The 26,321-nt window shown below is 72.0% G+C and carries 21 protein-coding genes; 10 read left to right on the top strand and 11 right to left on the bottom strand.

Features of this window, described 5'->3' with window-relative positions:
- The first annotated feature begins 278 nt into the window (after positions 1–278).
- Both E1200_RS12735 and rny read left to right on the top strand, forming a co-directional pair.
- A complete protein-coding gene (locus E1200_RS12735) occupies positions 279–866 on the top strand; it encodes a regulatory protein RecX (RefSeq protein ID WP_131952070.1) in 588 nt (195 codons plus the stop codon).
- 302 nt (positions 867–1,168) lie between these two features.
- Positions 1,169–2,740 (top strand): ribonuclease Y, encoded by a 1,572-nt coding sequence (gene rny, locus E1200_RS12730; RefSeq protein WP_131952069.1) that lies wholly within the window; start codon positions 1,169–1,171, stop codon positions 2,738–2,740.
- A gap of 51 nt (positions 2,741–2,791) precedes the next feature.
- Here the strand turns inward: rny and E1200_RS12725 are convergent, their stop codons facing one another.
- The 5 genes from E1200_RS12725 to E1200_RS12705 form a co-directional block, all read right to left on the bottom strand.
- Positions 2,792–4,819, bottom strand: a complete 2,028-nt coding sequence (locus E1200_RS12725) for a prolyl oligopeptidase family serine peptidase (protein WP_131952068.1) — start codon at positions 4,817–4,819, stop codon at positions 2,792–2,794.
- Positions 4,820–4,986: 167 nt separating this feature from the next.
- On the bottom strand, positions 4,987–5,982 hold the full coding sequence (locus E1200_RS12720; RefSeq protein ID WP_131952067.1) for an amino acid ABC transporter permease: 996 nt from the start codon (positions 5,980–5,982) through the stop codon (positions 4,987–4,989).
- Positions 5,979–6,662, bottom strand: a complete 684-nt coding sequence (locus E1200_RS12715; RefSeq protein ID WP_131952066.1) for an amino acid ABC transporter permease — start codon at positions 6,660–6,662, stop codon at positions 5,979–5,981. Before E1200_RS12715 ends, E1200_RS12720 begins: the two co-directional genes overlap by 4 nt.
- A 145-nt stretch (positions 6,663–6,807) precedes the next feature.
- Positions 6,808–7,677, bottom strand: coding sequence for a glutamate ABC transporter substrate-binding protein (locus tag E1200_RS12710; RefSeq protein WP_131952065.1), 870 nt, complete (start codon positions 7,675–7,677; stop codon positions 6,808–6,810).
- Between the two features lie 106 nt (positions 7,678–7,783).
- The gene (locus tag E1200_RS12705; protein WP_131952064.1) at positions 7,784–8,599 is read right to left on the bottom strand and encodes an amino acid ABC transporter ATP-binding protein; all 816 of its coding nucleotides are present in this window, start codon (positions 8,597–8,599) and stop codon (positions 7,784–7,786) included.
- 177 nt (positions 8,600–8,776) lie between these two features.
- Here E1200_RS12705 and miaB point away from each other — a divergent pair, with 177 nt between their 5' ends.
- Both miaB and E1200_RS12695 read left to right on the top strand, forming a co-directional pair.
- Positions 8,777–10,318 carry a tRNA (N6-isopentenyl adenosine(37)-C2)-methylthiotransferase MiaB gene (gene miaB, locus E1200_RS12700; RefSeq protein ID WP_131952063.1) on the top strand — a complete coding sequence of 514 codons (1,542 nt, stop codon included), beginning with the start codon at positions 8,777–8,779 and terminating at the stop codon, positions 10,316–10,318.
- 103 nt (positions 10,319–10,421) lie between these two features.
- Entirely contained in the window at positions 10,422–11,141 is a 720-nt protein-coding gene (locus E1200_RS12695) for a class III extradiol dioxygenase subunit B-like domain-containing protein (RefSeq protein WP_131952062.1), read from the top strand.
- Here E1200_RS12695 and E1200_RS12690 read toward each other — a convergent pair.
- The gene (locus E1200_RS12690) at positions 11,129–11,392 is read right to left on the bottom strand and encodes an antitoxin (RefSeq protein WP_131952061.1); all 264 of its coding nucleotides are present in this window, start codon (positions 11,390–11,392) and stop codon (positions 11,129–11,131) included. The genes E1200_RS12695 and E1200_RS12690 overlap by 13 nt on opposite strands.
- Before the next feature lie 159 nt (positions 11,393–11,551).
- Here E1200_RS12690 and miaA point away from each other — a divergent pair, with 159 nt between their 5' ends.
- Both miaA and dapF read left to right on the top strand, forming a co-directional pair.
- Positions 11,552–12,463, top strand: a complete 912-nt coding sequence (gene miaA, locus E1200_RS12685; RefSeq protein WP_131952072.1) for a tRNA (adenosine(37)-N6)-dimethylallyltransferase MiaA — start codon at positions 11,552–11,554, stop codon at positions 12,461–12,463.
- A 9-nt stretch (positions 12,464–12,472) separates the two neighbouring features.
- Positions 12,473–13,300 (top strand): diaminopimelate epimerase, encoded by an 828-nt coding sequence (dapF, locus tag E1200_RS12680; protein WP_131952060.1) that lies wholly within the window; start codon positions 12,473–12,475, stop codon positions 13,298–13,300.
- A 291-nt stretch (positions 13,301–13,591) separates the two neighbouring features.
- On the opposite strand, the gene E1200_RS12675 is transcribed toward dapF, so the two are convergent.
- The gene (locus E1200_RS12675; RefSeq protein ID WP_243708517.1) at positions 13,592–15,544 is read right to left on the bottom strand and encodes a sensor histidine kinase; all 1,953 of its coding nucleotides are present in this window, start codon (positions 15,542–15,544) and stop codon (positions 13,592–13,594) included.
- Between the two features lie 514 nt (positions 15,545–16,058).
- Between E1200_RS12675 and E1200_RS12670 the strand changes: the two genes are divergently transcribed.
- The 4 genes from E1200_RS12670 to E1200_RS12655 are packed head-to-tail and all read left to right on the top strand — an operon-like array spanning position 16,059 to position 21,347.
- Entirely contained in the window at positions 16,059–17,042 is a 984-nt protein-coding gene (locus E1200_RS12670; protein ID WP_131952058.1) for an ABC transporter permease, read from the top strand.
- A complete protein-coding gene (locus E1200_RS34360) occupies positions 17,039–17,878 on the top strand; it encodes an ABC transporter permease (RefSeq protein ID WP_131952057.1) in 840 nt (279 codons plus the stop codon). Before E1200_RS12670 ends, E1200_RS34360 begins: the two co-directional genes overlap by 4 nt.
- Positions 17,875–19,710 carry an ABC transporter ATP-binding protein gene (locus tag E1200_RS12660; RefSeq protein ID WP_131952056.1) on the top strand — a complete coding sequence of 612 codons (1,836 nt, stop codon included), beginning with the start codon at positions 17,875–17,877 and terminating at the stop codon, positions 19,708–19,710. The genes E1200_RS34360 and E1200_RS12660 overlap by 4 nt, the downstream gene beginning before the upstream one ends.
- A gap of 5 nt (positions 19,711–19,715) precedes the next feature.
- Positions 19,716–21,347 carry an ABC transporter family substrate-binding protein gene (locus E1200_RS12655; RefSeq protein ID WP_243708516.1) on the top strand — a complete coding sequence of 544 codons (1,632 nt, stop codon included), beginning with the start codon at positions 19,716–19,718 and terminating at the stop codon, positions 21,345–21,347.
- Here the strand turns inward: E1200_RS12655 and E1200_RS12650 are convergent.
- The 4 genes from E1200_RS12650 to E1200_RS12635 form a co-directional block, all read right to left on the bottom strand.
- A complete protein-coding gene (locus E1200_RS12650) occupies positions 21,344–22,069 on the bottom strand; it encodes a hypothetical protein (RefSeq protein WP_131952055.1) in 726 nt (241 codons plus the stop codon). The two genes, E1200_RS12655 and E1200_RS12650, sit on opposite strands and share 4 nt — an antisense overlap.
- A 107-nt stretch (positions 22,070–22,176) precedes the next feature.
- Complete coding sequence (locus tag E1200_RS12645) at positions 22,177–23,463, bottom strand: heterodisulfide reductase-related iron-sulfur binding cluster (RefSeq protein WP_131952054.1); 1,287 nt, start codon at positions 23,461–23,463, stop codon at positions 22,177–22,179.
- On the bottom strand, positions 23,463–24,659 hold the full coding sequence (locus E1200_RS12640; protein WP_131952053.1) for an FAD-binding oxidoreductase: 1,197 nt from the start codon (positions 24,657–24,659) through the stop codon (positions 23,463–23,465). The genes E1200_RS12645 and E1200_RS12640 overlap by 1 nt, the downstream gene beginning before the upstream one ends.
- On the bottom strand, positions 24,659–26,104 hold the full coding sequence (locus E1200_RS12635) for an FAD-linked oxidase C-terminal domain-containing protein (RefSeq protein ID WP_131952052.1): 1,446 nt from the start codon (positions 26,102–26,104) through the stop codon (positions 24,659–24,661). Before E1200_RS12635 ends, E1200_RS12640 begins: the two co-directional genes overlap by 1 nt.
- Positions 26,105–26,321: the final 217 nt, after the last annotated feature.

The raw sequence follows: 26,321 nt of genomic DNA, 5'->3' as shown, positions 1-26,321 counted from the left end.
GCGCACGGCCAAGGCCAAGCCGGGTGATTCCTGACCGGGAATCCCGCGATAAGGGTGACTCTTGACGAAGAGTGGGCGATGATCTCCTATGCAGGGCGGCGGCGCCTCATCCGGCACCGCACCACAGGTGCGCGGACCTTCCCCACCGGCGCCGCCGCTCAACGGCCCACCCCACCCCCGAAGGCGGCCGACGGCCCGGACGTCACCGGGTCGCGGATATTCGCGGCAGGCTCCGCACGCAAGCGATACCGGCCGGGAGGTCGTGAGGGGGAACGCCGATGAATGACGCCGAGAACAGCGGTTTCCGGAGCTCCGGCGCCGGGCGAGGCCGGACGGGAAAGAAGAAGGCGTCGGCAGGGCTCGGGACCGACCCCGAGGGGGCCGCGCGTGAGATCTGCCTGCGGATGCTGTCCCGGTCGCCGCGCACCCGATCGCAGCTCGCCGATGCCCTGCGCCGCAAGGAAGTCCCCGACGACGTGGCGGAACGGGTCCTCGCCCGCTTCACCGACGTCGGCCTCATCGACGACGAGGCGTTCGCGAAGGCATGGGTCCAGTCCCGCCACACCGGCCGCGGCCTCGCCAGGCAGGCCCTCGCCCACGAACTCCGCCGCCGCGGCGTGGCGAACGACACCGTCAACGACGCCGTGGAGGCCTTGGACCCTGACCGCGAGGAAGCGACCGCCCGCGCCCTCGTGGCCCGCAAGCTCCCGTCCACGAGATCCGTACCCGCGGACAAGCGCATGCGCCGCCTGGTGGGCATGCTCGCCCGCAAGGGCTACCCCTCCGCCCTCGCCTACCGCGTAGTCAAAGAGGCCCTGGCCGAAGAAGGCACGGACCTGGAAGACCTCCCACCCTCCCTAGACTGAGCGACCCTGACCGCCAAGGGCAATGCAAGCCAACGCCGCTTGCTCATTACCTCTTGGCCGCTTACCGTTACGGCAGTGAGGAGTTACTCCGCGTCTCGCGGATTGCCATACGACCGAGCACGTTCCAGCAGCTGAGAGGCATACAGGACACGTTCGTCGACCGGATACGGCCGAACCTTCCGGGGGCGCGTCGCGCGCTGCCCGGCGGTCTCGTGCATCCGGCCGTCCGATGAGCGCGGGTAAATCCTCGCTAGGCAGGGTCCGGACTCCTGACGGGCCCGCGGCGAGGAAGGATCGACCTCATGGAGAGCGTCCTGCTGGGTGCAGCACTGCTGGTGGCCCTGGCGGCTCTCGTGATCGTCGTCCTATGGCGTCCGGGCGTGTCGGGGAAGGCGGCGGCGGAGCTGGCGCGTGCGCAGAGCGAGGCCGACGAGATCCGGTCCAAGGCCAAGCGGGACGCCGAGGATGTCCTGGGGGGCGCTGAGCGCGACGCGCAGCGCATCGCGTCCGACGCGCGGGTGAAGGCCGAGGAGGAGGGGCAGGCCCTCCGCGATGACCTGCGGAACGTCCGGGAGGATCTGGAGCGTCGTGAGGCGCGGCTCGCGGAGCGGGAGCAGCGGCTGGACGGGGAGCTGCGGCGCCTGGAGGAGTGGCAGGGGCGGCTCGCCGAGACGAAACGGGCCCTCGAAGTCCGCGAAAGGGAACTCGACGGGGTCGCGGAGGAGCGCCGCAAGGTGCTGGAGCGCACGGCGGGCCTCACCGCGGAGCAGGCCAGGGCGGAGCTCGTCGCGGCGATCGAGAACCAGGCCAAGCGGGAGGCCATCCCGATCACCCGGGAGATCGAGAACGCGGCGCGCGCCGAGGGCGACAAGCGCGCCCGGAAGATCGTGACGCTGGCGATCCAGCGGGTCGCCAGCGAGCAGACGGCCGAGTCGGTCGTGTCGGTGCTGCACCTGCCGAGCGACGAGATGAAGGGCCGCATCATCGGCCGCGAGGGCCGCAACATCCGCGCGTTCGAGACCACCACCGGCGTCAACCTGATCATCGACGACACGCCCGAGGCGGTGCTGCTGAGTTGCTTCGACCCGGTGCGGCGCGAGGTGGGGCGGCTGACGCTGGAGAAGCTCGTCCTCGACGGGCGGATCCACCCGCAGCGCATCGAGGAGATCTACGAGCGCAGCAAGAGCGACGTGGAGCAGCTGTGCGTGCGCGCGGGGGAGGACGCGCTGGTGGAGGTCGGCATCGCCGACATGCACCCGGAGCTCATCGCGCTGCTCGGCCAGCTGCGGTACCGGACGTCCTACGGGCAGAACGTGCTGAAGCACCTGATCGAGTCCGCGCACATCGCGGGCATCATGGCGAGTGAGCTGCGGCTCCCGGTGGACATCGCCAAGCGCGGCACGCTGCTGCACGACATCGGCAAGGCGCTGACCCACGAGGTCGAGGGCAGCCACGCGCTGATCGGCGCGGAGATCGCCCGGCGGTACGGCGAGCCCGAGGACGTCGTCCACGCCATCGAGGCGCACCACAACGAGGTCGAGGTCCGCACGGTGGAGGCGGTGCTGACGCAGGCCGCCGACGCCGTCAGCGGCAGCCGCCCCGGGGCGCGCAGGGAGTCGCTGGAGGCGTACGTCAAGCGGCTGGAGCGGCTGGAGGAGATCGCCCGCGACAAGCACCCCGGCGTGGAGAAGGTCTTCGCGATGCAGGCCGGCCGGGAGATCCGCGTGATGGTCAAGCCCGACGCCGTCGACGACATCCAGGCCCAGGTCATCGCCCGCGACATCGCCAAGCAGGTCGAGGACGAGCTGACCTACCCGGGGCAGATCCGCGTCACCGTCGTGCGGGAGTCGCGCGCCACCGAGTTCGCGCGCTGACCTTTCGCCGGCCGGGGCCCGTCCGCCGGCGCGGAGGCGGACGGGCGGGTCTCAGCCGACCGTCAGCTGGATCGGTCGCACGCCGCGGGGCTCGAAGCCGAGGGTCTGTCCGTAGAACGCCAGCTCGGCCTCCAGGCAGCGGATGACGGTCTCCGCCCGGCGGAAGCCGTGCGACTCGCCCTCGAACGTGAGGTGGGCGTACGGCATCTTCTTGCCCGCCAGCGCCAGCGCGAAGCGCTCCGACTGGTCGGGCGGCACCACCGGGTCGTTGAGGCCCTGCAGCAGCAGGACGGGGCAGGCGGTCTTGTCGGCGCGGCCGAGCGGGGACCGCTCCTCGTAGGCGCGCTCGAACCCGGGCAGCGGCCCGATCAGCCCGAACAGGTACTGCGACTCGAAGTCGTGCGTGGCCTCCGCGAAGCTCTGCAGGTCGCTGATCCCGAAGTAGGACGTCGCGGCCTTGAACACGTCCGTGCCGGTGACGGTGGCGAGCGTCGTCCAGCCGCCGGCGGAGCCGCCGCGGATCGCGAGCCGCGCGGGGTCGGCGATGCCGCCGTCGACGAGGGCCTGCGCGGCGGCGACGACGTCCTCGACGTCCACGACGCCCCACTGGCGGCGCAGCCGCTCGCGGTAGGCGCGGCCGTAGCCGGTCGAGCCGCCGTAGTTGACGTCGATGACGCCGATGCCGCGGCTGGTGAAGTACGCCCGCTCCAGGTCGAGGGTCGTGGAGACGTGGCCCGTGGGACCGCCGTGCACGAACACCACGTACGGCGGCAGTTCGTCCTCCGGCCCGGCGACCTGCGGGTTGGCGGGCGGGAAGACGTAGGCGTGGACGGGCCGCCCGAACGGCCCCTCCAGGCGTTCGGCGCGCGGCCGCGACAGGTAGGCCACGTCGGGCAGCTCGGCCAGTTCGCGGCGCAGCCCCTCGACGCGGCCGGTGGTGGTGTCGACCCGCACGACCGACGTCGGCAGGTCGGGGCCGCCGGCGATGCCGACGATCGTGGTGCCGTCCGCGGACAGCTGCGGCTGCCAGTGCCCGTACGGGACCTCCAGGTCCACGAGGTCCAGCGTCTCGGGGTCGTAGACGCCGATCCGGAGGTCGCCCTCGCCGTGCAGGACGGCGAGGCGCCCGTCGCCGAGCAGCGCGTACGGCATGCCGCCGAGCTGCCACAGCGGGCCCGCGAACTCCTCCTCGGCCGGGTAGAGGGCCTGCGGCGACTCGCCGTGCAGGCCCACCTGGTAGATGTTCCACCAGCCCGGCCAGTCGGAGATGACGTAGAGGGACTCGTTGTCGCGCCACAGCGGCGCGAGCGCCGACTCCTTCAGGCCGCCCTTGACGGTGCGGGGCGCGACCGTGGCGCCGTCCTCGATCGCCGCCACGCGGATCTCGGTGCCGTCCCACGGCATCCGCGGGTGGTTCCACTGCACCCACGCCAGGTGGCCGCCGCCGGGTGAGGGGGCGGGGGATGCGTAGAAGTCGGCGCCGGTGACCAGCTCGCGGATCGCGCCGGCGTCGTCGGCGGCGCTCCCGTCGAGGGGGACGGCGACGATCGCGCGCCTGATGCCCGGGGCGGGCTCGTCGGCCGCGGGGACCTCGGCCCCCTCCGCGCCCTCAGGTTCGGCGGACGGCGCGGCGATGTGGCCCTCGCACACGCACCAGATCTCGGTGCCGTCGGGGGACAGCACGTAGTCGGCGTAGCGCAGCCCCGCCGGGACGGCCGGTTCGGGGGTCAGCGGGTACGGCTTCGGGTCGCCCTCGTCGAGCCGGTGCAGCCGCTGGTCGTCGTAGTTGGAGAACACGATCGACCGGCCGGCGGCGGTGCGGACCGGCAGGTACGACCGCCCGCCGTACTCGTGGACGCGGGTGCGGGCGTCCCACGGCGCCTGCAGCAGCTCGGTGCGGTGCCCGCCCTTGAGATGGATGACCGTGGTCCGCCCGCCCTCCTCGGGCCGCGTCTCCTGCCACCACACGTCGCTGCCCTCGACGTTGGGGAAGCTGAGGCGCAGCCGGGCGCGGGCGACGTCGGCCGCGGAGATGGGGGATGGCCATGAGCCATAGGGAAGGGTCGCACGAGCGGTCATACCAGGAATCGTCCCGCATACGGGGACGTGTTGGGGTGATGACGGGCCGTTTGACTTCGGAAAGATACAAGCGGACCACCGGCAAACCCGCCGGTAACACGGTCGAGGGCGCCGCCCGGGAAGTGCCGGCGCCCTCGCGCCGGGGTGCTCTCGCGCCGGTGTTCTCGTCAGGCGGCCCCGGGCTCGCCGGCGGCCTGGCGCGTCATCCCGGGCGCCGGGGGCGGCCCGGACGTGCCGAGGGTCTCGGCCGAGGTCTTGCGGCTGCGCCGGCTCCGCCCCTCCAGCCAGGTCGCGAGGCGGCTCAGCGACATGTTCATCGCGATGTAGATGATCGCGACGACGATCCCGGCCTGCAGGACGTTGTTGCTGTAGTTCGCGGGCACCTGCTTGAAGCCGGCCTGGAGGAACTCGCCGTAGGCGATGATGAACCCGAGCGCGGTGTCCTTCAGCAGGACGACGATCTGGCTGACGATCGCGGGCATCATCGCGGTGACGGCCTGCGGCAGCAGCACGAGCCGCATGACGCCGTTCTTGCGCAGGCCGACCGAGTAGGCGGCCTCCGACTGGCCCTTGGGCACCGCCAGGACGCCCGCCCGGACGATCTCGGCGAGCACCGCGCCGTTGTACATCACCAGGCCGAACACGACCGCGGCGAACGCGGGCACGGTGACGACGCCGGCGTTGCTCTCCACGCCGAAGATGAAGAAGAAGTAGTCGACCGACATCCGCTGGAGCTGGCCGAACTGCGACTCGGCGATCGCCGGGCTGATCTTGTTGGGGACGAAGAACGCCAGGAAGATCAGGATCAGCAGCGGGATGCCGCGGAAGAACTCGACGACGGCGCCGGCGGGGAGGCGGATCCACCAGTGGTCCGACAGCCGGGCCAGGCCGAACACGGCACCGAAGATCAGCGCCAGCACGGTCGCGACCGCGGCCGCCTTCAGCGTGTTCATCAGCCCGGGCAGGAGCAGGTGCCGCCAGACCGTCCACTCGGTGAACGGGGTCCACAGGTGCTTCTGGAACTGGCCCTTGTCCTCCAGCCGCCAGAGGAGCGCCCCGAGGATCGCGAGGAGCACGACCGACACGAGGACGCTCAGCAGCCTGTTGCGCTTGCGCGCCCGCGGGCCGGGGATGTCGAAGAGGACGTTCGCTTCCCTGCTCACCGCGCCACCGCCATCCGCTTGGCCAGCCAGCCGAAGAAGTATCCGGTCGGCAGCGTGAGGATCAGGAAGCCGATGGCGACGCCGAGGAACAGCGGGATCACGCCGTCGGAGAACGTCGGCTTGTCGACGATCGTCTTGGTCACCAGCGCGACCTCACCGTAGCTGGCCGCGGCGGCGACCGTCGTGTTCTTGATCATCGCGATGAGCACGCTGCCCATCGGCGCGATGATCGACCGGAACGCCTGCGGCAGGATGATCATCCGGAGCGACTGGGTGAACGTCAGCCCGATCGAGCGGGCCGCCTCGGCCTGGCCCAGCGGGATGGTGTTGATGCCCGAGCGCAGCGTCTCGCACACGAACGCGCCGGTGTAGGCGGACAGCCCGACCACCGCCCACCAGTAGTAGGTCGTCGAGGAGACGCTGGAGAACTTCAGCGCGAGGATGTCGTTGAGCCCGAGGCTGCACATCAGCAGCACCAGCGTGAGGGGCGTGTTCCGGACGATGTTGACGTAGCCCGTGCCGAACCTGCGCATGACGGGGACGGGCGCGACCCGGAAGCTCACCATGATCGTGCCGATGAGCAGGGAGAGCACCGCGGCGGCGGCCGCCAGGCGCAGGGTCGCCCAGAATCCCTGGAGGATCTCCCCGGAGTTCTCGAAGAACGGGGTGAAGTCAAACATTGCTCAGCTGTTCCATGGCGTTCCAAGGGTTCGGGCCAGGCCGGTGCGTCCCGGGGGGACACGCCCTTCCGGGGACGCACCGGCACGGCCGATCGGGCTCTGCCTGGTCAGGAGCGGCGCCCGCGGCCGGGCGCGCCGCCCTCGGTCAGGCGCAGCCCTCCATCGTCGGGACCTCCTTGACGAGCTTCAGCCCGGTACCGGCGAAGTGCTTGTCGAGGTACTGCCCGGCGGCGCCGTCGGAGTACATCTTGTTGATGGCCTTGTTCACGGCCTCGCAGGTCTCGGTGTCGCCCTTCTTCATGCCGACGCCGAACTTCTCGTCGGTGAAGGGGTCGTTGATGACCTTGAACGAGCCCTTCTGCTGGTTGGCGAACCCGGCGAGGATCAGGTCGTCGGTGCTGACCGCGTCGAGTGCGCCGGACTTCAGCTTGCTCACGCACTCGGAGTAGCTCTGCGCGTCGACCAGCTTCACGCCGTCGATGTCGAGCTTGCCGTCCGGCGGCGGGTCGGTGATCCGGCGGAACGAGTTGGACCCGGCCGCCTTGCACAGCCGCTTGCCCTTGAGGTCCGCGGTCTTCTTGATGTCGTTGTTGTCGGCGTTCACCATCGTGTCCTGGTGGGCCACGTAGTACGGGCCGCCGAACGTCACCTGCTGCTTGCGCGCCTCGGTGATCGAGTAGGTGGCGATGACGAGGTCGACCTGGCCGCCGCCGATGAACGACTCGCGGTTCGCCGAGGTCGTCTCCTTGAAGGTGATGCCGTCCTCGGGGACGCCGAGCTCCTTGGCGATGTACTTGGCGACGTCGACGTCGAAGCCGTCGAAGGTGCCGTCGGGCTTCTTCAGGCCCAGCGCCGGCTGGTCGTACTTGATGCCGATGGTCAGCTTCTTCTCGTCCTGCGCCTTTTGCAGGACGGTCGTGGCCTCGGTCTTCTCGGTGTCGCTGCCACACGCCGAAAGCGCCAGTGACAATGCCATGCCCGCCCCGATGAGGGCGCCGAAACGACGTACTCGCATTTCTCGTCCTACCTCTACTCTGCCGGAGCCCCGCGGCTCAGTGGACCATTCACATCCTCTGCGGACCGAACAGTTCAGATCTGTGGATACATCGGGGAAAAGTGGATCAGTGGGTGAGAATCTTGGAAAGGAAGTCCTTCGCGCGGTCGGTGCGCGCGTCGGTGAAGAACTCGTTGGGCGTGTTCTCCTCCACGATCTGGCCGTCCGCCATGAACACGACCTTTTGTGCCGCGCGGCGCGCGAAGCCCATCTCGTGGGTCACGACGATCATCGTCATGCCCTCGCGGGCCAGGCCGGTCATGACGTCGAGGACCTCGTTGACCATCTCGGGGTCGAGCGCCGAGGTCGGCTCGTCGAAGAGCATCACCTTCGGCCGCATCGCCAGGGAGCGCGCGATCGCGGCCCGCTGCTGCTGGCCGCCGGACAGCTGGGCGGGGTACTTCTGCGCCTGGTTCGCGATGCCGACGCGGTCCAGCAGCTCCATCGCGTGCTTCTCGGACTCCTGCTTGCCCTGCTTGCGGACCTTGATCGGCCCGAGCGTGACGTTGTCGAGAATCGTCTTGTGGGCGAAGAGGTTGAACGACTGGAACACCATGCCGACATCGGCGCGGAGCTTCGCGAGCTCCTTTCCCTCTTTCGGCAGTTCCCTGCCGTCGACGAGGATCTTCCCGCTGTCGATGGGCTCCAGCCTGTTGATCGACCGGCACAGGGTCGACTTCCCCCCGCCGGAAGGGCCGATGACGACGACGACCTCTCCGGAGTTCACGGTCAGGTTGATGTCCCTGAGGACGTGCAGCTCCCCGAAGTACTTGTTGACGTTCTCGGCCACCACAAGGGGCCGGCCACCCTCGGTGGCAGGCTCCGGAGTGGAGTCCCCAGGCCCGTCCTTGGTGAGGTCGGGTCCGCCTTCGCTGTCCGTCATGCGGTCGGACTTTACGTCATGCCCGACGGCGCAAAAGTTGCCGCGCGGTACCGATACGATCACGAATCCCCATGTCGCGCGGGGTTCCCCGTGGCGGAGAGTGATCATCGGAGGTCGCTCGCGTCGCACCGGCCGGTTCGGTGATATCGCGTAAGGCCCGTACCCTTGGTAACCGTCATGAGTGCGCCTATGAATACGGCTCCCCGTACGTACGAGATCCGTACTTACGGGTGCCAGATGAACGTTCACGACTCCGAGCGGCTGTCCGGTCTGCTGGAGGCGGCGGGGTACGTCCGCGCGGCCGACGCCGAGCCGGACGTCGTGGTGTTCAACACCTGCGCGGTGCGGGAGAACGCCGACAACCGCCTCTACGGCAACCTGGGCCATCTGCGGCCGGTCAAGGACGGGCATCCCGGCATGCAGATCGCCGTGGGCGGGTGCCTCGCGCAGAAGGACCGCGACACCATCGTCAAGCGCGCCCCCTGGGTGGACGTCGTGTTCGGCACCCACAACATCGGGTCGCTCCCCGCGCTTCTGGAGCGGGCGCGCGTGCAGAGCGAGGCGCAGGTCGAGATCGAAGAGTCGCTGGTGACCTTCCCCTCGACGCTGCCGACGCGCCGGGAGTCGCCCTACGCCGCGTGGGTGTCGATCTCCGTGGGCTGCAACAACACCTGCACGTTCTGCATCGTCCCGTCGCTGCGCGGCAAGGAGAAGGACCGCCGCCCCGGGGAGATCCTCGCCGAGATCGAGGCGCTGGTCGCCGAGGGCGTCCTGGAGGTCACCCTCCTCGGCCAGAACGTCAACGCGTACGGCTCCGGTTTCGGCGCCCTCGCCGCCGCGCCGGACGAGGTCCGCGCGATGACGGCGGGCGGGGAGTCCGCCTTCGCGGGCCTGCTGCGGGCCTGCGGGGACGTCGCGGGCCTGGAGCGGGTCCGGTTCACCTCCCCGCACCCCAAGGACTTCACCGACGACGTCATCACCGCCATGGCCGAGACGCCGAACGTGATGCCGTCGCTGCACATGCCGCTGCAGGCGGGGTCGGACGCGGTGCTGCGCGCGATGCGCCGCTCGTACCGGCAGGAGCGCTACCTCGGCATCATCGACAGGGTCCGGGCCGCGATCCCGGACGCGGCGATCACCACCGACATCATCGTCGGGTTCCCGGGGGAGACCGAGGCCGACTTCGAGGAGACCCTGCACGTGGTGCGGGAGGCGCGGTTCTCGTCGGCGTTCACGTTCCAGTACTCCAAGCGTCCGGGCACCCCGGCGGCGGTCATGGACGGGCAGCTCCCGAAGGAGGTCGTCCAGGAGCGGTACGAGCGGCTCGTGGCCCTCCAGGAGGAGATCTCCTGGGAGGAGAACAAGAGGCAGCTCGGCCGGACCCTGGAGGTCCTGGTGGCCGAGGGCGAGGGCCGCAAGGACCAGGCGACCCGCCGGCTGTCCGGCCGGGCGCCCGACAACCGGCTGGTCCACTTCGCCGTGCCGGACGAGCCGGTCCGCCCCGGCGACATGGTCACGGTGGAGGTCACCTACGCGGCCCCGCACCACCTCGTCGCCGACAAGCCCGCCCCCGCCGTCCGCCGGACGCGCGCGGGCGACGCGTGGGAGGCCCGGCGGGCCGGGGCGGACGGCCGGCAGGGCGTCTCGCTCGGCATGCCGTCGATCGGGCGTCCGGCGCAGGCCGACACGCCCGCGCCGGGCTGCTCCGCCGTCTCCTGAACTCGGGCATGATCGGGGGTCGGCCCCGCGCCGCCGGTGGCGCGCGGGCCGGGTGTCAGGTGCCGAGTGCCGGTGGTCAGGGTGCCGGTGTGAGGGAGGCAGTGTGCTCGTAGCGGCGGCGGTGTGCCCGCATCCGCCCCTCCTCGTGCCCGCGGTGGCGGGGGAGGCGGCGCCGGAGCTGGCCGGGCTGCGCGCCGCGTGCGGCGAGGCCGTCCGGCGGCTGGCCGGGGCGGACGTGCCGGCGGACGCGCTGATCGTCGTCGGCGGCGCCCCGGAGACCCGCACCTACGGCCCGGACGCGTACGCGTCGCTGCGGCCGTACGGGCTCTCCTGGACGATCCCCGATCCCCCCAAGGACGATGCGGAGGCTCTCCCGCTGTCCCTCGGCATCGGTCGCTGGCTGCTGGGCCGGCAGGGCGTCGAGGGCGTCGCCCGCTACGAGGCGATCGCGTTCGACGCGCCGCCGGAGGAGTGCCTGGCGCTCGGGCGGAGGCTCGCGGAGTCGTCCGAGCGGGTGGCGCTGCTGGTGATGGGCGACGGCACGGCGTGCCGCTCGGAGAAGGCGCCCGGTTACCTCGACGAGCGCGCGGCCCCCTACGACGGAGCCGTGGCGCGTGCGCTCGCGGCCGGCGACGCCGCCGCCCTGGCCGCCCTGGATCCGGAGCTGTCCCGGGAACTCCAGGTGGCCGGGCGGGCGGCATGGCAGGTCCTCGCCGGCGCGGCCGGCGGAGACGCCTTCAGCGCGGGCCTGCTCGCGGACGACGCGCCGTACGGTGTCGGCTACTTCGTCGCGGCCTGGTCACGCCCGCGTCACGGCTGCTGACCGGGTCCGCCGTGCCCGCCGCCGCGACCTCCGTGGTCGCCATGACCGCCGTGGTCACCGTGACCGCCGTGGTCACCGTGCCCCCGGCCGCCTTCGATGTAGTCGCCGGCCCTGTCCTGGATCCGGTCGACCTTGTCGGCGTACCTGCCGCCCGTGTGCTCGTCGATCATGTCCCCGCCCCGCTCCACACCGTCGCGGGCCTTGTCGGGGTGCTGCCCGAGCATCTGCTTCACCTTGTCCACGATGGACATCGAATATCCCCCGGGTCCCTCGTCCTGCCGTCGGTGCCCGCATGACGCGGAACACCCGTACATCCCGCCCATACCCCGACTATTGCCACAATTAAGCCTGTGACCTCACGAAATGCGCACGAGCCCGCGCACCCGGCGCCGTCTCCCGCCGTCCCCGATGTGCTCGCCGTCGTCGGCGCGACCGCCGCCGGGAAGTCCGACCTCGCCGTGGAACTCGCCCTCCGGCTGGACGGGGAGGCGGTCAACGCCGACTCGATGCAGCTCTACCGCGGCATGGACGTCGGGACGGCCAAGCTCACGCCCGCCGAGATGCGCGGGGTGCCCCACCACCTGCTGGGCATCTGGGACGTGACCGAGACCGCGAGCGTGGCCGAGTACCAGCGGCTCAGCACCGCCGTGGTCGCCGACGTCCGGGGGCGGGGCCGGACGCCCGTGCTCGTCGGCGGCTCCGGCCTGTACGTGCGGGCGGCCCTCGACCACATGGACTTCCCGGGCACGGACCCGGACGTCCGGGCGCGGCTGGAGGGGGAACTGGCGGACGCCGGGCCCGCGGCGCTGCACGAGCGCCTCCGCGCGGCGGACCCGGCCGCCGCGGACGCGATCCTGCCGAGCAACGGACGCCGCATCGTCCGCGCCCTGGAGGTCATCGAGATCACGGGACGCCCGTTCACCGCGACCCTGCCCGAGCACCGGTACCGCTACGACTCGGTCGTGCAGCTCGGGTTGAGCGTCCCGCGCGCGGAACTGGACGAGCGCATCGCGCTGCGGGTCGTCCGGATGTGGGAGGCGGGCCTGGTCGACGAGGTCCGCGAGCTGGAGCGCGCGGGCCTGCGCGACGGCCTGACCGCCGGGCGCGCCCTCGGCTACGCGCAGGTGCTCCGGTTCCTGTCGGGGGAGTGGACCGAGGAGCAGGCCCGGGAGGAGACCATCCGGCAGACGCGGCGCTTCGCACGCAGGCAGGAGTCGTGGTTCCGCCGGGACCCGCGCGTCCAGTGGCTCCCCTACGACGCCCCTGACCTGGTCGGCCGCGCGCTCGCGCTGGTCGGCCGGTCCCTCCCGCGCACGCAATAGGATCGGGGGATGCGGTTTGTCAAGGGGCACGGTACAGAGAACGACTTCGTGATCCTGCCCGATCCGGACGGCGTCCTGGACCTCACGCCGGAGGCGGTGGCGCGGCTGTGCGACCGGCGGGCCGGGATCGGCGCCGACGGCGTCCTGCGGGTCGTCCGCACGAAGGCCGTGGGTATCGAGAACGCGGGTGTCGAGGCGGGCATCGACGCGGGCGCGGAGTGGTTCATGGACTACCGCAACGCCGACGGCGGCATCGCGGAGATGTGCGGCAACGGGATGCGGGTCTTCGCGCGCTACCTGGTCGACGCCGGCCTCGCCGCGCCCGGCGAGTGGGACGTGGCGACCCGGGCGGGCCTGCGGCGGGTGACGCTCGGCGCGACCGGGGACGTCGGGGTCGAGATGGGCCCGGCCGACCTCCTCGGCCCCGCCGAGGCCACCGTCGCCGACGCGGTCTTCCACGGGGAGCGGGTCTCCGTGGGCAACCCCCACCTGGCCTGCCGCGTGGACGGGCCGCTCACGGCGCTCGACCTGTCGCGGGCGCCCGGCTTCGATCCCGCCGCCTTCCCCGACGGCGTGAACGTCGAGTTCTTCCGCGCGGTCGGCGAGCGGCACCTGGAGATGCGGGTGTACGAGCGCGGCTCCGGCGAGACCCGGTCCTGCGGGACCGGGACGGTCGCCGTGGCCGCCGTCGCCGCCCGGGGGATGGACGAACCGGGCGAATGGACCGTGGACGTGCCCGGCGGCCGGGTCACCGTGGCGCTCGGGCGCGGGACGAGCCGCCTCACCGGCCCGGCGGTCCTGGTCGCCGAGGGCGAGACCCGGCCGGGCTGGATCTAGCGCACCCCCGCCGACCAGCGCCGCAACCGCCGCCACCCTCGTCCCGGCACGAACGGGACAACTGTCCCTCACCGCCGGGACCCCCGGCCGCATACTTTTATTCATGCACACCCTCTGGTGAATGGCCCGTACGGATCGGGATGGGAGCCCCGGTACCGTACGGAGCCTGAGGGCCGGTGGCGACCTTCTTGGCGGGGGGCGGTCACCGGCCCTCCCACCGGGTGAGACTCCGGGAGCGGGCCGGAGGACGTACGACCCGGGAATCCCAGGGACCGGGAACGCGGAGACGTCTCAGTTGCGGACGCCGTTGACGGGCAGCTTGGCCCGGACCAGCGTCCCGCCCTTCGGACCGGGGCCGACCGTACAGGAACCGCCGAGCTCGGCCGCGCGTTCGCGCATGGACGACATGCCGACGCCGGAGCGCACCCGTGAGGGCAGCCCCACGCCGTCGTCGTCGACGCTGACGTGCAGGTCGCCGTTCAGGTGCAGGCGGACCACCGCGGAGCACGCGTTGGCGTGCCGGTGCACGTTGGTGAGCGCCTCCTGGACGATCCGGTACGCGGCCACCTCGGCGGCGGCGGGCAGGCCGTCGAGATCGCCCTCGACCTGGACGTCCACCTTCGGGCCGTCGCCCGTGGCGACGACCCCGCCGAGCGCCTGGATCGCGCCCTCCAGCCCGAGGTCGTCCAGCGCGGGCGGGCGCAGCCCGTACACGAGTTCCCTGATGTCGCCGATGGTGCTGCCCATCGTCGCGCGGAGCTCCTCCAGCAGGGCGTCCACCGCCGCGGGGTCGGTCTTCAGCGTGATGCGCGCGGCGTCGACCGTCATCGCGAGGCTGGCGAGCGTCGGCCCGAGGCCGTCGTGCAGGTCGCGCCGCAGCCGCCGCCGCTCCTCCTCGCGGGTGCGGAGGATGTGCTCCCGGGAGCGCTGGACGTCCGCGGCGAGCCGGACCGCGTTCGCCAGCTCGGCGAGGTTGCGGGCGAGGATGGTCGACAGCCGCGCGTCCGGCGAGCGGGTGACGCCGAACAGCAGCCGGCCGACCGGCTCCCCGTGCCACACCAGCGGGATGAGCTGCGGCCGGTCGCCGAGGTCGCCGTCCTCGGCGGAGATCGTGCGGCCGTCGCGGTCCAGCACCTCGATCGTGACGCCGGTGGCGTGCAGGGCGGAGCGGGCCACCTCCGCGGCCACCGCGAGCGCGGCGGGCGGGTCGGCGGCGGTCTGCAGCCGCCGGTTGAGGCGGTCGGCGAGGCGGTACGGGTCCCGCTCGCCGTGGATGAACCCGTCCACCGTGCGCTGCAGGCGGCGCCGGACGGGCTCGAACACCGCGCCCGCGATGATCGCCGCGGCCAGCCCGGAGATCGTCCCCTCGCCGTGCGCGAGCAGGCTCGCGCCGCCGACGAACGCGAAGTACAGGCCGGTGACGAGGGCGAGGAGGCCCGCGTACACCAGCGTGCGGCTGATCACGAGGTCGATGTCGTAGAGCCGGTAGCGGGTGATCGCGATGGCGACGCAGACGGGCACGGCGACGATCGTGATGTTGCGGACCGGGTCGCCGATCACCGTGTTCTCGCCCGCGTAGATCACCGCGATGGCGACGAGCCCGGGGTAGACGACCCAGGCGATCTGCCGCCGGACGTCCGGGGGCGACTTGACGAACCGCACCAGGATCGAGCAGAGCGCCGCCGCCAGCGTGCCGAGGATGAGCACGCTGATGGGCAGCGGGATGTCACCGAACGGATAGACCGAGACCCCGTTGTGCCACTCGCGCACGTCCGGGTCGATCGTCAGGTGGACGCAGACGACCACGGGGATGAGGAAGGCGAGCGCGAGCACCGGGCGGAACCAGCGCGACACCAGCCGGCCGTCCGGGAAGATCAGCGGGAGGACGAGCGTAAGGGCGTAGGTGTCAACGGCCCACAACCACGTGCCGAGCCAGGTCAGGAAGCCGGTTCCGGGCAAGTCGTGGATGTCGGACCACGGGGCCAGATTGAGCGACAGGACGTATACGGCCGCGCTGAAACCCGCCCCGAGCATGAGCCAGCCGACCTTCAGCCCCGGCCGGTGCCGCAGCAGGACGGCGGCCACCGGCGTCCAGGCCGTCGCGACGAGGATCTCCGGGTGCCACCAGACCATGCGCAGGTCGGCGGGGAGCAGAGCGCCGATGACCAGCGACGCGGCGACGAGAAGGACGGCGCCGACCGCGACGGCGACGGCGAAGCGCCCGGCGCCGCGGTTCCTTCTCACCGTCTCGTCCATGCCCACCCCAGACCGAAAGTAATGGAATTTTAAAGCGACTGGTCCGCTGTCCTGCAGACATCGGGGCGTCCGCCTCAGGACACCGGGACCTCCCTCCCCCCACACTTGCTCCGTCGCGGCGCGGTGGCGCGTGCCGCGATGGTAACCGCGGACCTCGGCGGAGAGAACCGAAGGTGCAGGTCATGGTCGTCCGGTGGGAGGTGCCGGACGGCATGCGCCGCACCGCCCGCCGGGTCCGGCACCGCGGTGCGGGCGGCGGCTCTGAGCCCTTCACAGGGGCGGGTTCGGATCGCCGCCGGCGCCGGAGGACCGAAACGGGTCGCGCACCCGGCCGCCCCGCGCCGACCGGCCGGGTCAGGCCGGTCGAGTCAACATACTCTCCGCGGGCCGCTCCGATCCCGCCCTCACCTGATATCGAGGGGTAACTCCGAGCTTTTCCCGACGCCATGCGTAATCGGGCAGTAGCATCCTGTGCGCATCGTCGGGCGGCCCGGAGGGGGAGATGGCGGCGTTCCTGCTGCGCCGGCTGGTGGACCACCTGGTGCTCGCCGTCCTGGGCGTGAGCCTCGCCTACCTGCTCGCCGCCGCCGCGCTCGATCCCCGCGCCGCCTACGAGGACCGCACGCCCCGTCCGCCCGACGCCGTCGTCGACGCCCGGCTCACGGCCCTGAACCTCAACGACCGGACGCCCCTGCACGACCGCTACCTCACCTGGGCCGGCGGCGTCCTGCACGGCGACTTCGGCCGCACGTGGGACGGCGAACCGGTCAACGCCGAGTTGTGGCGGCGGCTCGGCGTCAGCCTGCGGCTCGTGCTCCCGGGCGCCGTCCTGGGCTGCGTCGGCGGCCTGCTGCTCGGCGCCTGCGCGACCGTGCGACGCGGCCGCACGGCCGACCGGCTCGTGACGTTCGGGGCGTGCCTGCTGCCGGCCGTTCCCGTGTTCGTCCTCGCGGTCCTGCTGCAGATGCTCGCGACCAGGGCGAACGACGCGCTGGGCGTACGGCTCTTCGTGTGGGTCGGTGAGGCCACGCCCGGGGCGCCGGGCGGAGCGGCCGGCCTCGCCGACCGGACACGCCACCTGATCCTGCCGACCGCCACGATCGCGCTCGCGCAACTGGGCGTCTACTGCCGCTACCAGCGCGGCCTCATGCTGGACGTGGTGCACGCCGACTTCGTGCGCACCGCCCGCGCCCGGGGGCTGCGGCGGCGGCGCGCGCTGCTGCGGCACGGGCTGCGGACGGCGCTCGTCCCGATGACGGCCTACGTCGCCTACGCTTCCGGCCTGCTGGTCCTCGGCGCCGTGTTCACCGAGGAGATCTTCGGGCGGCACGGGATGGGGGAGTGGCTCGCCGGCTCCGTCACGCGCGGCGACGTCAACGTGGTCGCCGCGATCGGGTGCGTCGCCGTGTGCGGAGTGCTGCTCGCGGGGCTGGTCTCGGACGTCCTGCACGGCGTCCTCGACCCGCGCGTCCGGGAGGCGGCGTGACCGGCGGATGCGCGCGGACGAGCCGCAGGGCCGCCGCGGGGTTCCTTCTGCTCGCGCTGCTGTGCACGCTGGTGTTCCTGGGGCCGCTCGTGTCGCCGTCTGGATGGGACGACACCGATCTCACGGCCTTACACGAAGGGCCGTCCGCGCGGCACTGGCTGGGCACGACGCAGAGCGGGCGGGACGTCTTCGCCCTGACCCTGCGCGGTGCGCGGACGTCGCTGCTCGCCGGCCTCTTCGTCGCCGCCGCCGCGACCGGGCTCGCCGCCGTCATCGGTGCCGCCGCCGGGTACGCGGGCGGGCGGCTGGACCGCGTCCTCATGTGGGGCGCCGACCTGCTGCTGGTCCTGCCGGCCTTCCTCGTCGCGGCCGTGCTGGCGCCCCGCCTGCCGGGCGGCCTGCCGGTGCTCATGGCGGTGCTGGCCGCCCTCATGTGGATGGTCACGGCGCGGGCGGTGCGGGCGATGACGGTCTCGCTGCGGCGGAGCGAGCACGTGCTCGCCGCCCGGTACCTCGGGGTGGGCGCGCCGCGGGTGGTCGTCCGGCACGTCCTGCCGCACCTGGCGTCGCTGCTGGCCGTGGACGCGAGCCTCAACGTCGGCGTCGCGATCGTCGCGGAGAGCGGGCTGTCCTACCTCGGGTTCGGGGTGCGGCCGCCGGACGTGTCGCTCGGCACGCTGATCGCCGACGGGCAGGGAACCGCCGCCGCCCACCCGTGGCCGTTCGCGTTCGCCGCGGGCCTGCTCGTCCTCGTCGTCCTCGCGGTGAACCTGCTGGGCGACGGGCTGCGGGACGCGTTCGACCCCACCGCCGGCCCGGTCCGGGACGCGCGTTGACCGTCCTGCACGTCACGGATCTGGCGGTTCGGTACGCGTCCGGCGTGCGTGCCGTGCGGAACGTCAGCCTCGCGGCCGGGGCCGGGGAGGTGCTCGGCGTCGTCGGTGCTTCGGGGTCCGGCAAGACCGCGCTCGCGCTGGCCGTGATGGGCCTGCTGCCGGACGACGCCCGCGTGACGGGCTCGGTGCGGCTGCGCGGGACGGAACTGCTCGGGCGGTCCGACGCGGAGCTGTCGAAGGTGCGCGGCAAGGACCTGGCCATGATCTTCCAGGATCCGCTGTCGGCGCTCACGCCGGTCCGCACGGTGGGCGACCAGATCGCCGAAACCGTGCGGGTCCACTCGCGTGTCTCGCGCGCCGCGGCGCGGGCACGGGCCGTCGAGTTGCTCGATCTGGTCGGCATCCCCAGTGCGGCACGCCGCGTCCGCGCCTACCCGCACGAGCTGTCCGGCGGCATGCGGCAGCGGGTGATGATCGCCACGGCGATCGCCAACGACCCGGCCGTGATCGTCGCGGACGAGCCGACGACCGCGCTCGACGCCACCGTCCAGGCGCAGGTGCTGGACGTGTTGCGCGTCGCGCGGGAGGCCACCGGCGCCGCGATCGTGCTGATCACACATGATCCGGGCGTCGTCGCCGGCTTCGCCGACCGCGTCATGGTGCTGCAGGAAGGACGCGCCGTCGAGGCGGGGCCGGTCGAGCGGGTGCTGCACCGGCCCGGTACGCCGTACACGAGGGAGCTGCTGCGATCGGTCGCCCCGGCCTGGAGGTCGCCGACGCATACGGGCGGGCGCACCGCCGTGCTGGAGGTGGACGCACTCGTCCGGCACCACGTCCTGCGCAAAGGACCGCTCGGGTTACGGCGCGGCGAGCCGGTGCGCGCCGTGGACGGCATCGGCTTCACCATCCGTGAGGGCGAGACCCTTGCGCTGGTCGGTGAGTCGGGATGCGGCAAGACCACGGCCCTGATGGAGATACTCCGCCTGGCGCGCCCCCAGGGCGGAGGCATCTCCCTCTTCGGCCGGGACACGGCGACCCTACGCGCCGGTGACCGGAAGGCTCTGCGACGCGATGTCCAGGTGGTGTTCCAAGACCCGTTCGCGTCGCTGAACCCGCGGATGCGCGTGGCCGCCATCCTCGCCGAGCCGCTGACCGCGCACGGGGTGCCGAAGCCGCGGGCCAAGGCACGGGTCAGGGAACTGATCGAGCTGGTGGGCTTGGACCCTGCGCATGCCGACCGCTACCCCCACGCTCTCTCGGGTGGGCAGAGACAACGGGTAGGCATCGCCAGAGCACTGGCCTTGGAACCACGGCTACTTCTCCTGGACGAACCTGTAGCGGCCCTGGACGTCACTGCCCGAGCCGACGTCATTGCCGTGCTGGAGCGCCTTCGTGAGCGACTCGGTATGGCCTGCCTGCTCGTCACCCATGACATCGATGTCGTCCACCGCCTGGCCGATCGGATCGCCGTCATGTACGCGGGCCGCATCGTTGAGGCCGGGCCGGTGGACGACGTCTGCGGCGCTCCTGCACACCCGTACACGCGCGCTCTCCTGGACGCCGTTCCCGTGGCGGACCCGCACCTTGAGCGGCGCCGTCCCCGCATCGTTCTGCGAGGAGATCCGCCCGACCCTGCGTCCCCGCCCGCTGGGTGCCGCTTCCGTTCCCGTTGCCCGCGCTACGCCACGCTTACCGCTGCCGAGGGAGTCCTGTGCGAGGAACACGAACCCGAGTCCCGTCCCGTCCAGGCCGGCCACATGGTCGCCTGTCACCACCCCCACGCAAAGGACGGCGACACACACCGACACGGATATCCGGTGCGGTGCTCCTAAGCGTCGTGTTGCTGTCCGGGGCCGGGTGCACCGGTTCGGAGCCGACCGCCGCGGAGCGACTGCCCGCCTTCGACGTCAACCCCGTCCCCCGCGAACAGGTGGCGGATGGCGGAACCCTTCGCTGGCCCCTGCCCGAGTTCCCGGCCCAATGGAACTTCCACCACGTCAACGGCACCACGGGGGCCGTGGAGCGCGTCGTCCAGGGCGTCTTGCCCCACCTGATGCGCGCTGACGAGAAGGCCGTGCCGCGGCCCGTCCCCGAGTACCTGCGGTCGGCCACGCTGCGGCGCACCGGACGCGGCCAGACCGTCACCTACCGGCTCAACCCGCGCGCCCGGTGGTCGGACGGCCGCCCCATCGGCCGCGCCGACTTCGTCGCCCAGGCACGGGCGCTGTCCGGCCGCGACGCGCGCTACGAGGTCTCCACCGTCACCGGCTACCGCCGCATCAGGCGCATCGAACGAGGCGCGGACGAACACGAGGTCAAGGTGACCTTCGCCCGGACGTACGCCGACTGGCGCGGCCTGTTCAGCCCGCTCTATCCGGCCGCCGCGTACGCCACGCCGGGCCGGTTCAACGGCGGCTGGCGGAACCGGCTGCCCGTCACGGCAGGGCCGTTCCGGGTCCAGGAGATCGACCGGACCGGCAAGACCGTCACCCTGGTCCGGGACCCCGCCTGGTGGGGTCCGCGGGCGAAGCTCGACCGCATCGTCTACCGCGCGATGGACCCGTCCGCGACGCCCGGCGCGTTCGCCAACGGCGAGATCGACCTGATGGACATCGGCCTGGACGCGGGCGCGCTGCGGCGGGTTCAGGGCGTCCGCGGCGCCGCCGTGCGCAGGGCGGCCGGGCCGGACTGGCGGCACTTCACGCTGAACGCCGCGTCGCCCGTCCTGTCCGACGTGCGGGTGCGGCGGGCCGTCATGCTCGGCATCGACCGGCGCGCCATCGCCCGTTCCGACCTGTCCGGGCTCGGCGTCCCGCCGCGGACGCTCGGCAACCACTTCTACGTCGCCACCCAGGACGGCTACGCCGACAACTCCGAGGAGTTCGGCGTCCACGACCCGGACCGCGCCGGGCGGCTCCTGGACGAGGCGGGCTGGCACCTGCGCGGCGAGTACCGGGCCAAGGGCGGCCGGACGCTCGCGCTGCGCTTCGTCGTCCCTGCCGGCGTCCCGATCAGCAAGCGCGAAGGCGAGCTGACGCGGGCCATGCTCGGGCGCATCGGCGTCCGGGTCGACATCGAGCCCGTACCCGCCGACGACGTCTTCGCCCGCCACGTGACACCGGGAAGGTTCGACATCGTCCCCTTCTCATGGCTGGGCACGCCGTACACGGTGTCGACGATGAAATCGGTCTTCGCGCGGCCGCAGGGTGACCGCGTCCAGCAGAACTACTCCCGCGTCGGCAGCGAGGCCATCGACACGACCCTGGACGGCGCCATCGCAGAGGTCGACCCGGCGAAGGTCCACGCCCTCGTGAACGAGGCCGACCGGCTGATCTGGCGGCAGGCGTCGGTCCTGCCGCTGTATCAGCGTCCCCAGCTCGTCGCCGCGCGCGCGGACCTGGCGAACCTCGGTGCCTGCGGCTTCCACGACCCCGACTACCAGGACATCGGGTTCACGAAGCGGCCCTAGCCCGCCGCGTTGGGGAAGGCGAGCTCGATGCCCGTCAGGTCGCTCGTGTACCGGGCGTTCCACACGAACAGCCCCAGGTCGCCGGGGGAGACGCCGTCCTTGACGGGGAGTTCGGACGCGATCCGCACCAGGTACGTGGCGCCCGCCGGCATCATCGTGGTGCCGTTCTCGTCGATCGGCGGCTCCGCTCCGTCGACCCGGGCGGTGACCTCGCTCCGGTTGGGGAGCGTGCACATGTCGTCGGGGACGCCCGCCTGCGGCATGCACCGCTCCCGCGCGGAGGCCGGGACCTGCGACTTCGGCATGAACAGGTCGGCGGGGTAGTCCAGCAGGACGGGCCGCCGCTGGTTGTTGGTGAGGAGGTAGTCCGCGTAGGCGTACGTCGTCCCCGGCGGCGGGGCCTTGGGCTCGCCCAGGGGCGCGGGGTCCGTCCCGGCCTCGACGGCGGCGAGGCTGTAGCCGTAGCCCTCGGGCGTCGTGAAGTTGAGCGGCGGGCCCGCCCGCGGCGACGGCACCGACGGCCCCGCGTCGGCGCCGCCCTGGCCGGCCGGAGCCGTCGGGGCCGCACCGCCGGCGCCGCCGTCCGGCCGCAGGATCACGATCGTGACGGCCACCGCGGCGATGCCCAGCGCGCCGGTGAGGGCACCGGCCAGCCCGAGCCGCCCGGCCCTGGTCTTCTTCCTCCGGCGGTGCGTTCGGTAAGGGGGGTAGTCGTTGGCCATGGTTCTGCGTGCTCCCTAGGGCCCACTCCAGGCTCGGTCGCGTATCCCGTTCGAGCAGTCGGACACGATACCCGACGCCTGAATCGGCGGCGGTCCTGGTCACAGGGTCACGAACGGCGTGCGACGACGGCGTCGCGGCCGAGTCCCCTGAGGGAGGCGTCCAGCACCTGCGCGGTATGCGCGATCGCGATGCCGGCGCCGCGCCGGCGCAGCGCGGTGGCGATCTGCATGGAGCAGCCGGGGTTGGCTGCGACCAGTAGTTCGGCTCCCGTGGCGTCCACGTTCACCGCCTTGCGGTCGCCGAGTTCACCGGCGGCCGCAGGCTGGAAAAGGTTATAGGTTCCCGCGGAGCCGCAGCAGATGTCGGGTTCGGCGATCTCCCGGACGGTGAGCTCCGGAATCCCCTCCAGCAGCGCCCGTGGCTGGCTGCGCACGCCCTGCGCATGGGCGAGGTGGCACGCGTCGTGGTAGGCGACCGTGACCGGAAGTGGCCTCCGCTTCGCGCGGGGGCCGAGCTCCACGAGGAACTCGGCGAGATCGCGGGTCCTGGCCGACACCGCGTCGGCCCGCCGCGCCCAGCCGGGGTCGCCGGCGAGCAGCGCGCGGTAGTCCTTCATCGCCGACCCGCAGCCCGCGGAGTTCACCACGACGACGTCGACGGACTCGAACGTCTCGATCGTCTTGCGGGCGAAGGCGCGGGCCTCGTCCTCGCGGCCGGAGTGCAGGGACAGCGCTCCGCAGCACCCCTGGGCCTTGGGGATGACCACATCGCAGCCTTCGAGGGCCAGGACGCGGGCGGTGGCGGCGTTGACGCCGGGGAAGAACTCGCCCTGCACGCACCCGGTCAGCATCCCGACCGTGGCGCGTCGCTCGCCGCGGGCGGCGACCCGCTCGGGCAGCCGCTGGGCCTTGCCGAGCGGCGGAGTGAGCCGCTCCATCGCGGCGATGGACGGCGAGATGCGCTCCAGAACACCGCTGCGCCGGACGAGCCGCTCCAGCCCCGATTTCTGGTACGCGCGCAGCGGCCCGCGCAGCGCACGGAGCCTGCGCCCGTACGGGAACAGCTGGAAGACCATCTCCCGCACGGCCTTCTCCTTGAGCGGACGCTCGTGCTCACGCTCGACGTCGGCCCGGGTCATCTCGATGAGCCGGTCGTACTGCACGCCGGACGGGCATGACGTCACGCAGGCCATGCAGCCGAGGCATGCGTCGAAGTGCTCGACCATCGGCCCGCTGAGGGGTTCGCCGTCGGCGTGCTGCTGCATGAGGTGGATGCGGCCCCTGGGGGAGTCCATCTCCTCGCCCCATAGGACGTAGGTGGGACACGTCGGCAGGCAGAAACCGCAGTGCACGCAGTCATCGAGCAGTTTCGGCAGGTCGTCGTGGGCGCTCATCAGATGCCTCCAACGAAACGGCCGGGGGACAGCCGATGATCCGGGTCGAACTGGTCTTTCACACGCCGCATCAACGCGAGTGCCGGAACCGGGCCCCACACGTCGATCTCGTCGCGCACCTCTTGGGGGGCGTAGTGGACGACGGCATTGCCACGGTACCTGGTCAGAACATCCCTGAGACGCTCCAGGGTGGCGGCGACCTCACCAGGGGCCATACCGGCGGGGAGCCCCACATAGCCGTGGCCGCTCCCACTCCACGTAACAGCCGCCTTGGAACCGAGCAGCGCAAGAAGGTCACGCAGAGCAGGCGGCGGTGCGCTCAGGCCGATGAGGGTGGTGCCGTCCGGGTACCGCCCCCAGCCGTCCGGTGCGACCTCGGAAATCCCCGCGCGCTCACCGAGGAGCTCCTTGGTCTGATGGGCACGCGTCTCCACACCCTCCGGGATGCCCTCCAGGTGGACGGCGACCATCCCAGGGTTGATGTACTCCACAGCACTCGGAGCCACAGGCGAGTGAAGGATGCTCTGCACGGCCTCATGCGCCTCATCGGGATCACTCACAGAACACGTCACATAGGCATCGGCCGCCGAAAGCGGATGGAGCCGGAACGTGGCCTCGACGATCAGACCCAGAGTTCCGTACGAGCCGGAGAAGAGCCGGCCGAGGTCGTACCCCGCGACGTTCTTGACGACCTTGCCGCCCGACCGCGCGACCTTGCCGTCCGCCCGGACGACCGTGAGCCCGATGATCAGGTTGCGCGGCGTCCCGTACAGCGTGCGGAACGGGCCGGCCGCGCCCGTGGCGATCGTCCCGCCGACCGTGGAACCGGGCAGGGGCGCATCGAGCGCGAGCCGCTGCCCGCCCTCGGCGAGCTTCGCGCCGAGCTGCTCCAGCGGCAGCCCTGCCTCCGCCTTCGCGACCAGGTCGCCCTCGGTGTGCTCGATGAGCCGGTCGAGCCGGTGGGTGTCGACGAGCAGATCGCACCGCTCGGGTGGCATTCCCCAATCGAGGCGGGTTTCGGCGCCGCGCGGGACAACGGCCAAACCCCCCTCAGCGGCCACGCGCATGACGTCGGCGGCCTCGGCCACGCTCTTCGGGGCGGCGACCACAGAGGGCTCGACACCGAGCACGCCGTCCGCCGGCTCACCGGGGCGCACGTCACCGCACACCTTCGCCAGGGCGTCGAGGGGCTGCATCAGAAGAGGTCCGCCTTTCCCTCGAACGGATGGGGCCCCTTGCGCACGCCGGGGACTTCACCGCACAGGCGCGGCGTGGGGAACACCTTGCCCGGGTTGCACAGGTTCCGGGGGTCGAAGCCGCAGCGGACCATCTGCATGGTGTCGAGGTCGGTGTCGGTGAACATGCGCGGCATGTAGCGCGACTTGTCGACTCCCACGCCGTGCTCCCCGGTGATGGACCCGCCGTGCTCGATGCACAGGTCGAGGATCGCGCCCGACACCTCTTCGGCGCGCGCCTCGGCGCCCTCCTCCGCGTCGTCGAACAGCACCAGCGGATGCAGGTTGCCGTCACCCGCGTGGAACACGTTCGCGACCCGCACGCCCGACTCCGCCGACAGCGCGTCGATGCGCGCCAGCACCTGCGGCAGTGCCGTCCGGGGGATGACGCCGTCCTGCACGATGTAGGCGGGGCTGATGCGCCCGACCGCGGCGAACGCGGACTTGCGCCCCTTCCAGATCAGCGCCCGCTCCGCGTCGTCGGCGGCGACGCGGATCTCGAAGGCGCCCGCGTCCTCGCACAGCCGCCGCACCTCGGCGAACTGGGCCGCGACCTCCGGTTCGGGGCCGTCCAGCTCCACGATCAGGACCGCGCCGGCGCCCGGCGGGTAGTCACAGCGCACGGCGGCCTCCGCCGCCTCGATCGACAGCGCGTCCATCATCTCGATCGCCGCCGGCACGACGCCCGCCGCGATGATCGCCGAAACCGCCGTCCCGCCCGCCTCGATCGAGTCGAACGCCGCCAGCAGCGTCTGCACGGTCTCGGGGACCCGCGTCAGCCGCACCGTGATCTTGGTGGTGATCCCGATCGTGCCCTCCGCGCCGACGAACACGCCCAGCAGGTCGTAGCCCGGCCCGTCCGCCGACAGCTCGACAAGCTCACCGTCCGGGGTGACGATCTCGCAGGCGAGCACATGATGCGCGGTGAACCCGTACTTCAGGCAGTGCGCACCACCGGAGTTCTCAGCGACGTTCCCGCCGACCGAGCAGATCTGCTGGCTGGACGGGTCGGGCGCGAAGTAGTACCCGTGCTCCCGGACGGCCCGCGTCACGTCCAGATTGATCACCCCGGGCTCCACCACGGCCCGCTGCCCCGGGATGTCGATCTCCAGGATCCTCCGCATCCGGGACGTGACGATCAGAACCCCGTCGGCCCGCGGCAGCGCCCCGCCGGACAACCCGGTCCCCGATCCCCGCGCAACGTACGGAACCCCGGCCGCCACGCACTCCCGCACGATCGCCGCGACCTGCTCGGCGTCTTCGGGCAGCACCACGATCGCAGGCGTGGCCCGGTGGTTCATCAGCCCGTCGCACTCGTAGGTACGCAGCCGCACCGGATCGGTGATGACGCTCTCACTCCCGAGCAGCGCCGTAAGCCGCCCCTCCAACCCAGCGAGCGGTCCCATCACTCCACTCTCCTCTGTGCCGGCCCACTCCGACAACGCCCGTGCCGCCGGAGATTACCCGCCGTCTTCCTCCATCCATCCGAACCGCATGATCGCGCGCCCACATGCGCGCTGACCTGCATGATCACCCGTTCAGATGCGCGCCGACCTGGGTGATCACCCCGCGGGTCGTGCGGCCGGAGCGAACGCAGCGAGCGGAGGTCGCACGACCCGCCCG

Origin of the sequence: Actinomadura sp. GC306, from assembly GCF_004348665.1 — a bacterium.
GTDB lineage: Bacteria > Actinomycetota > Actinomycetes > Streptosporangiales > Streptosporangiaceae > Spirillospora.
The sequence above is the reverse complement of the archived record's forward strand: the minus strand, read 5'-3'. Positions and strand labels throughout refer to the sequence as shown.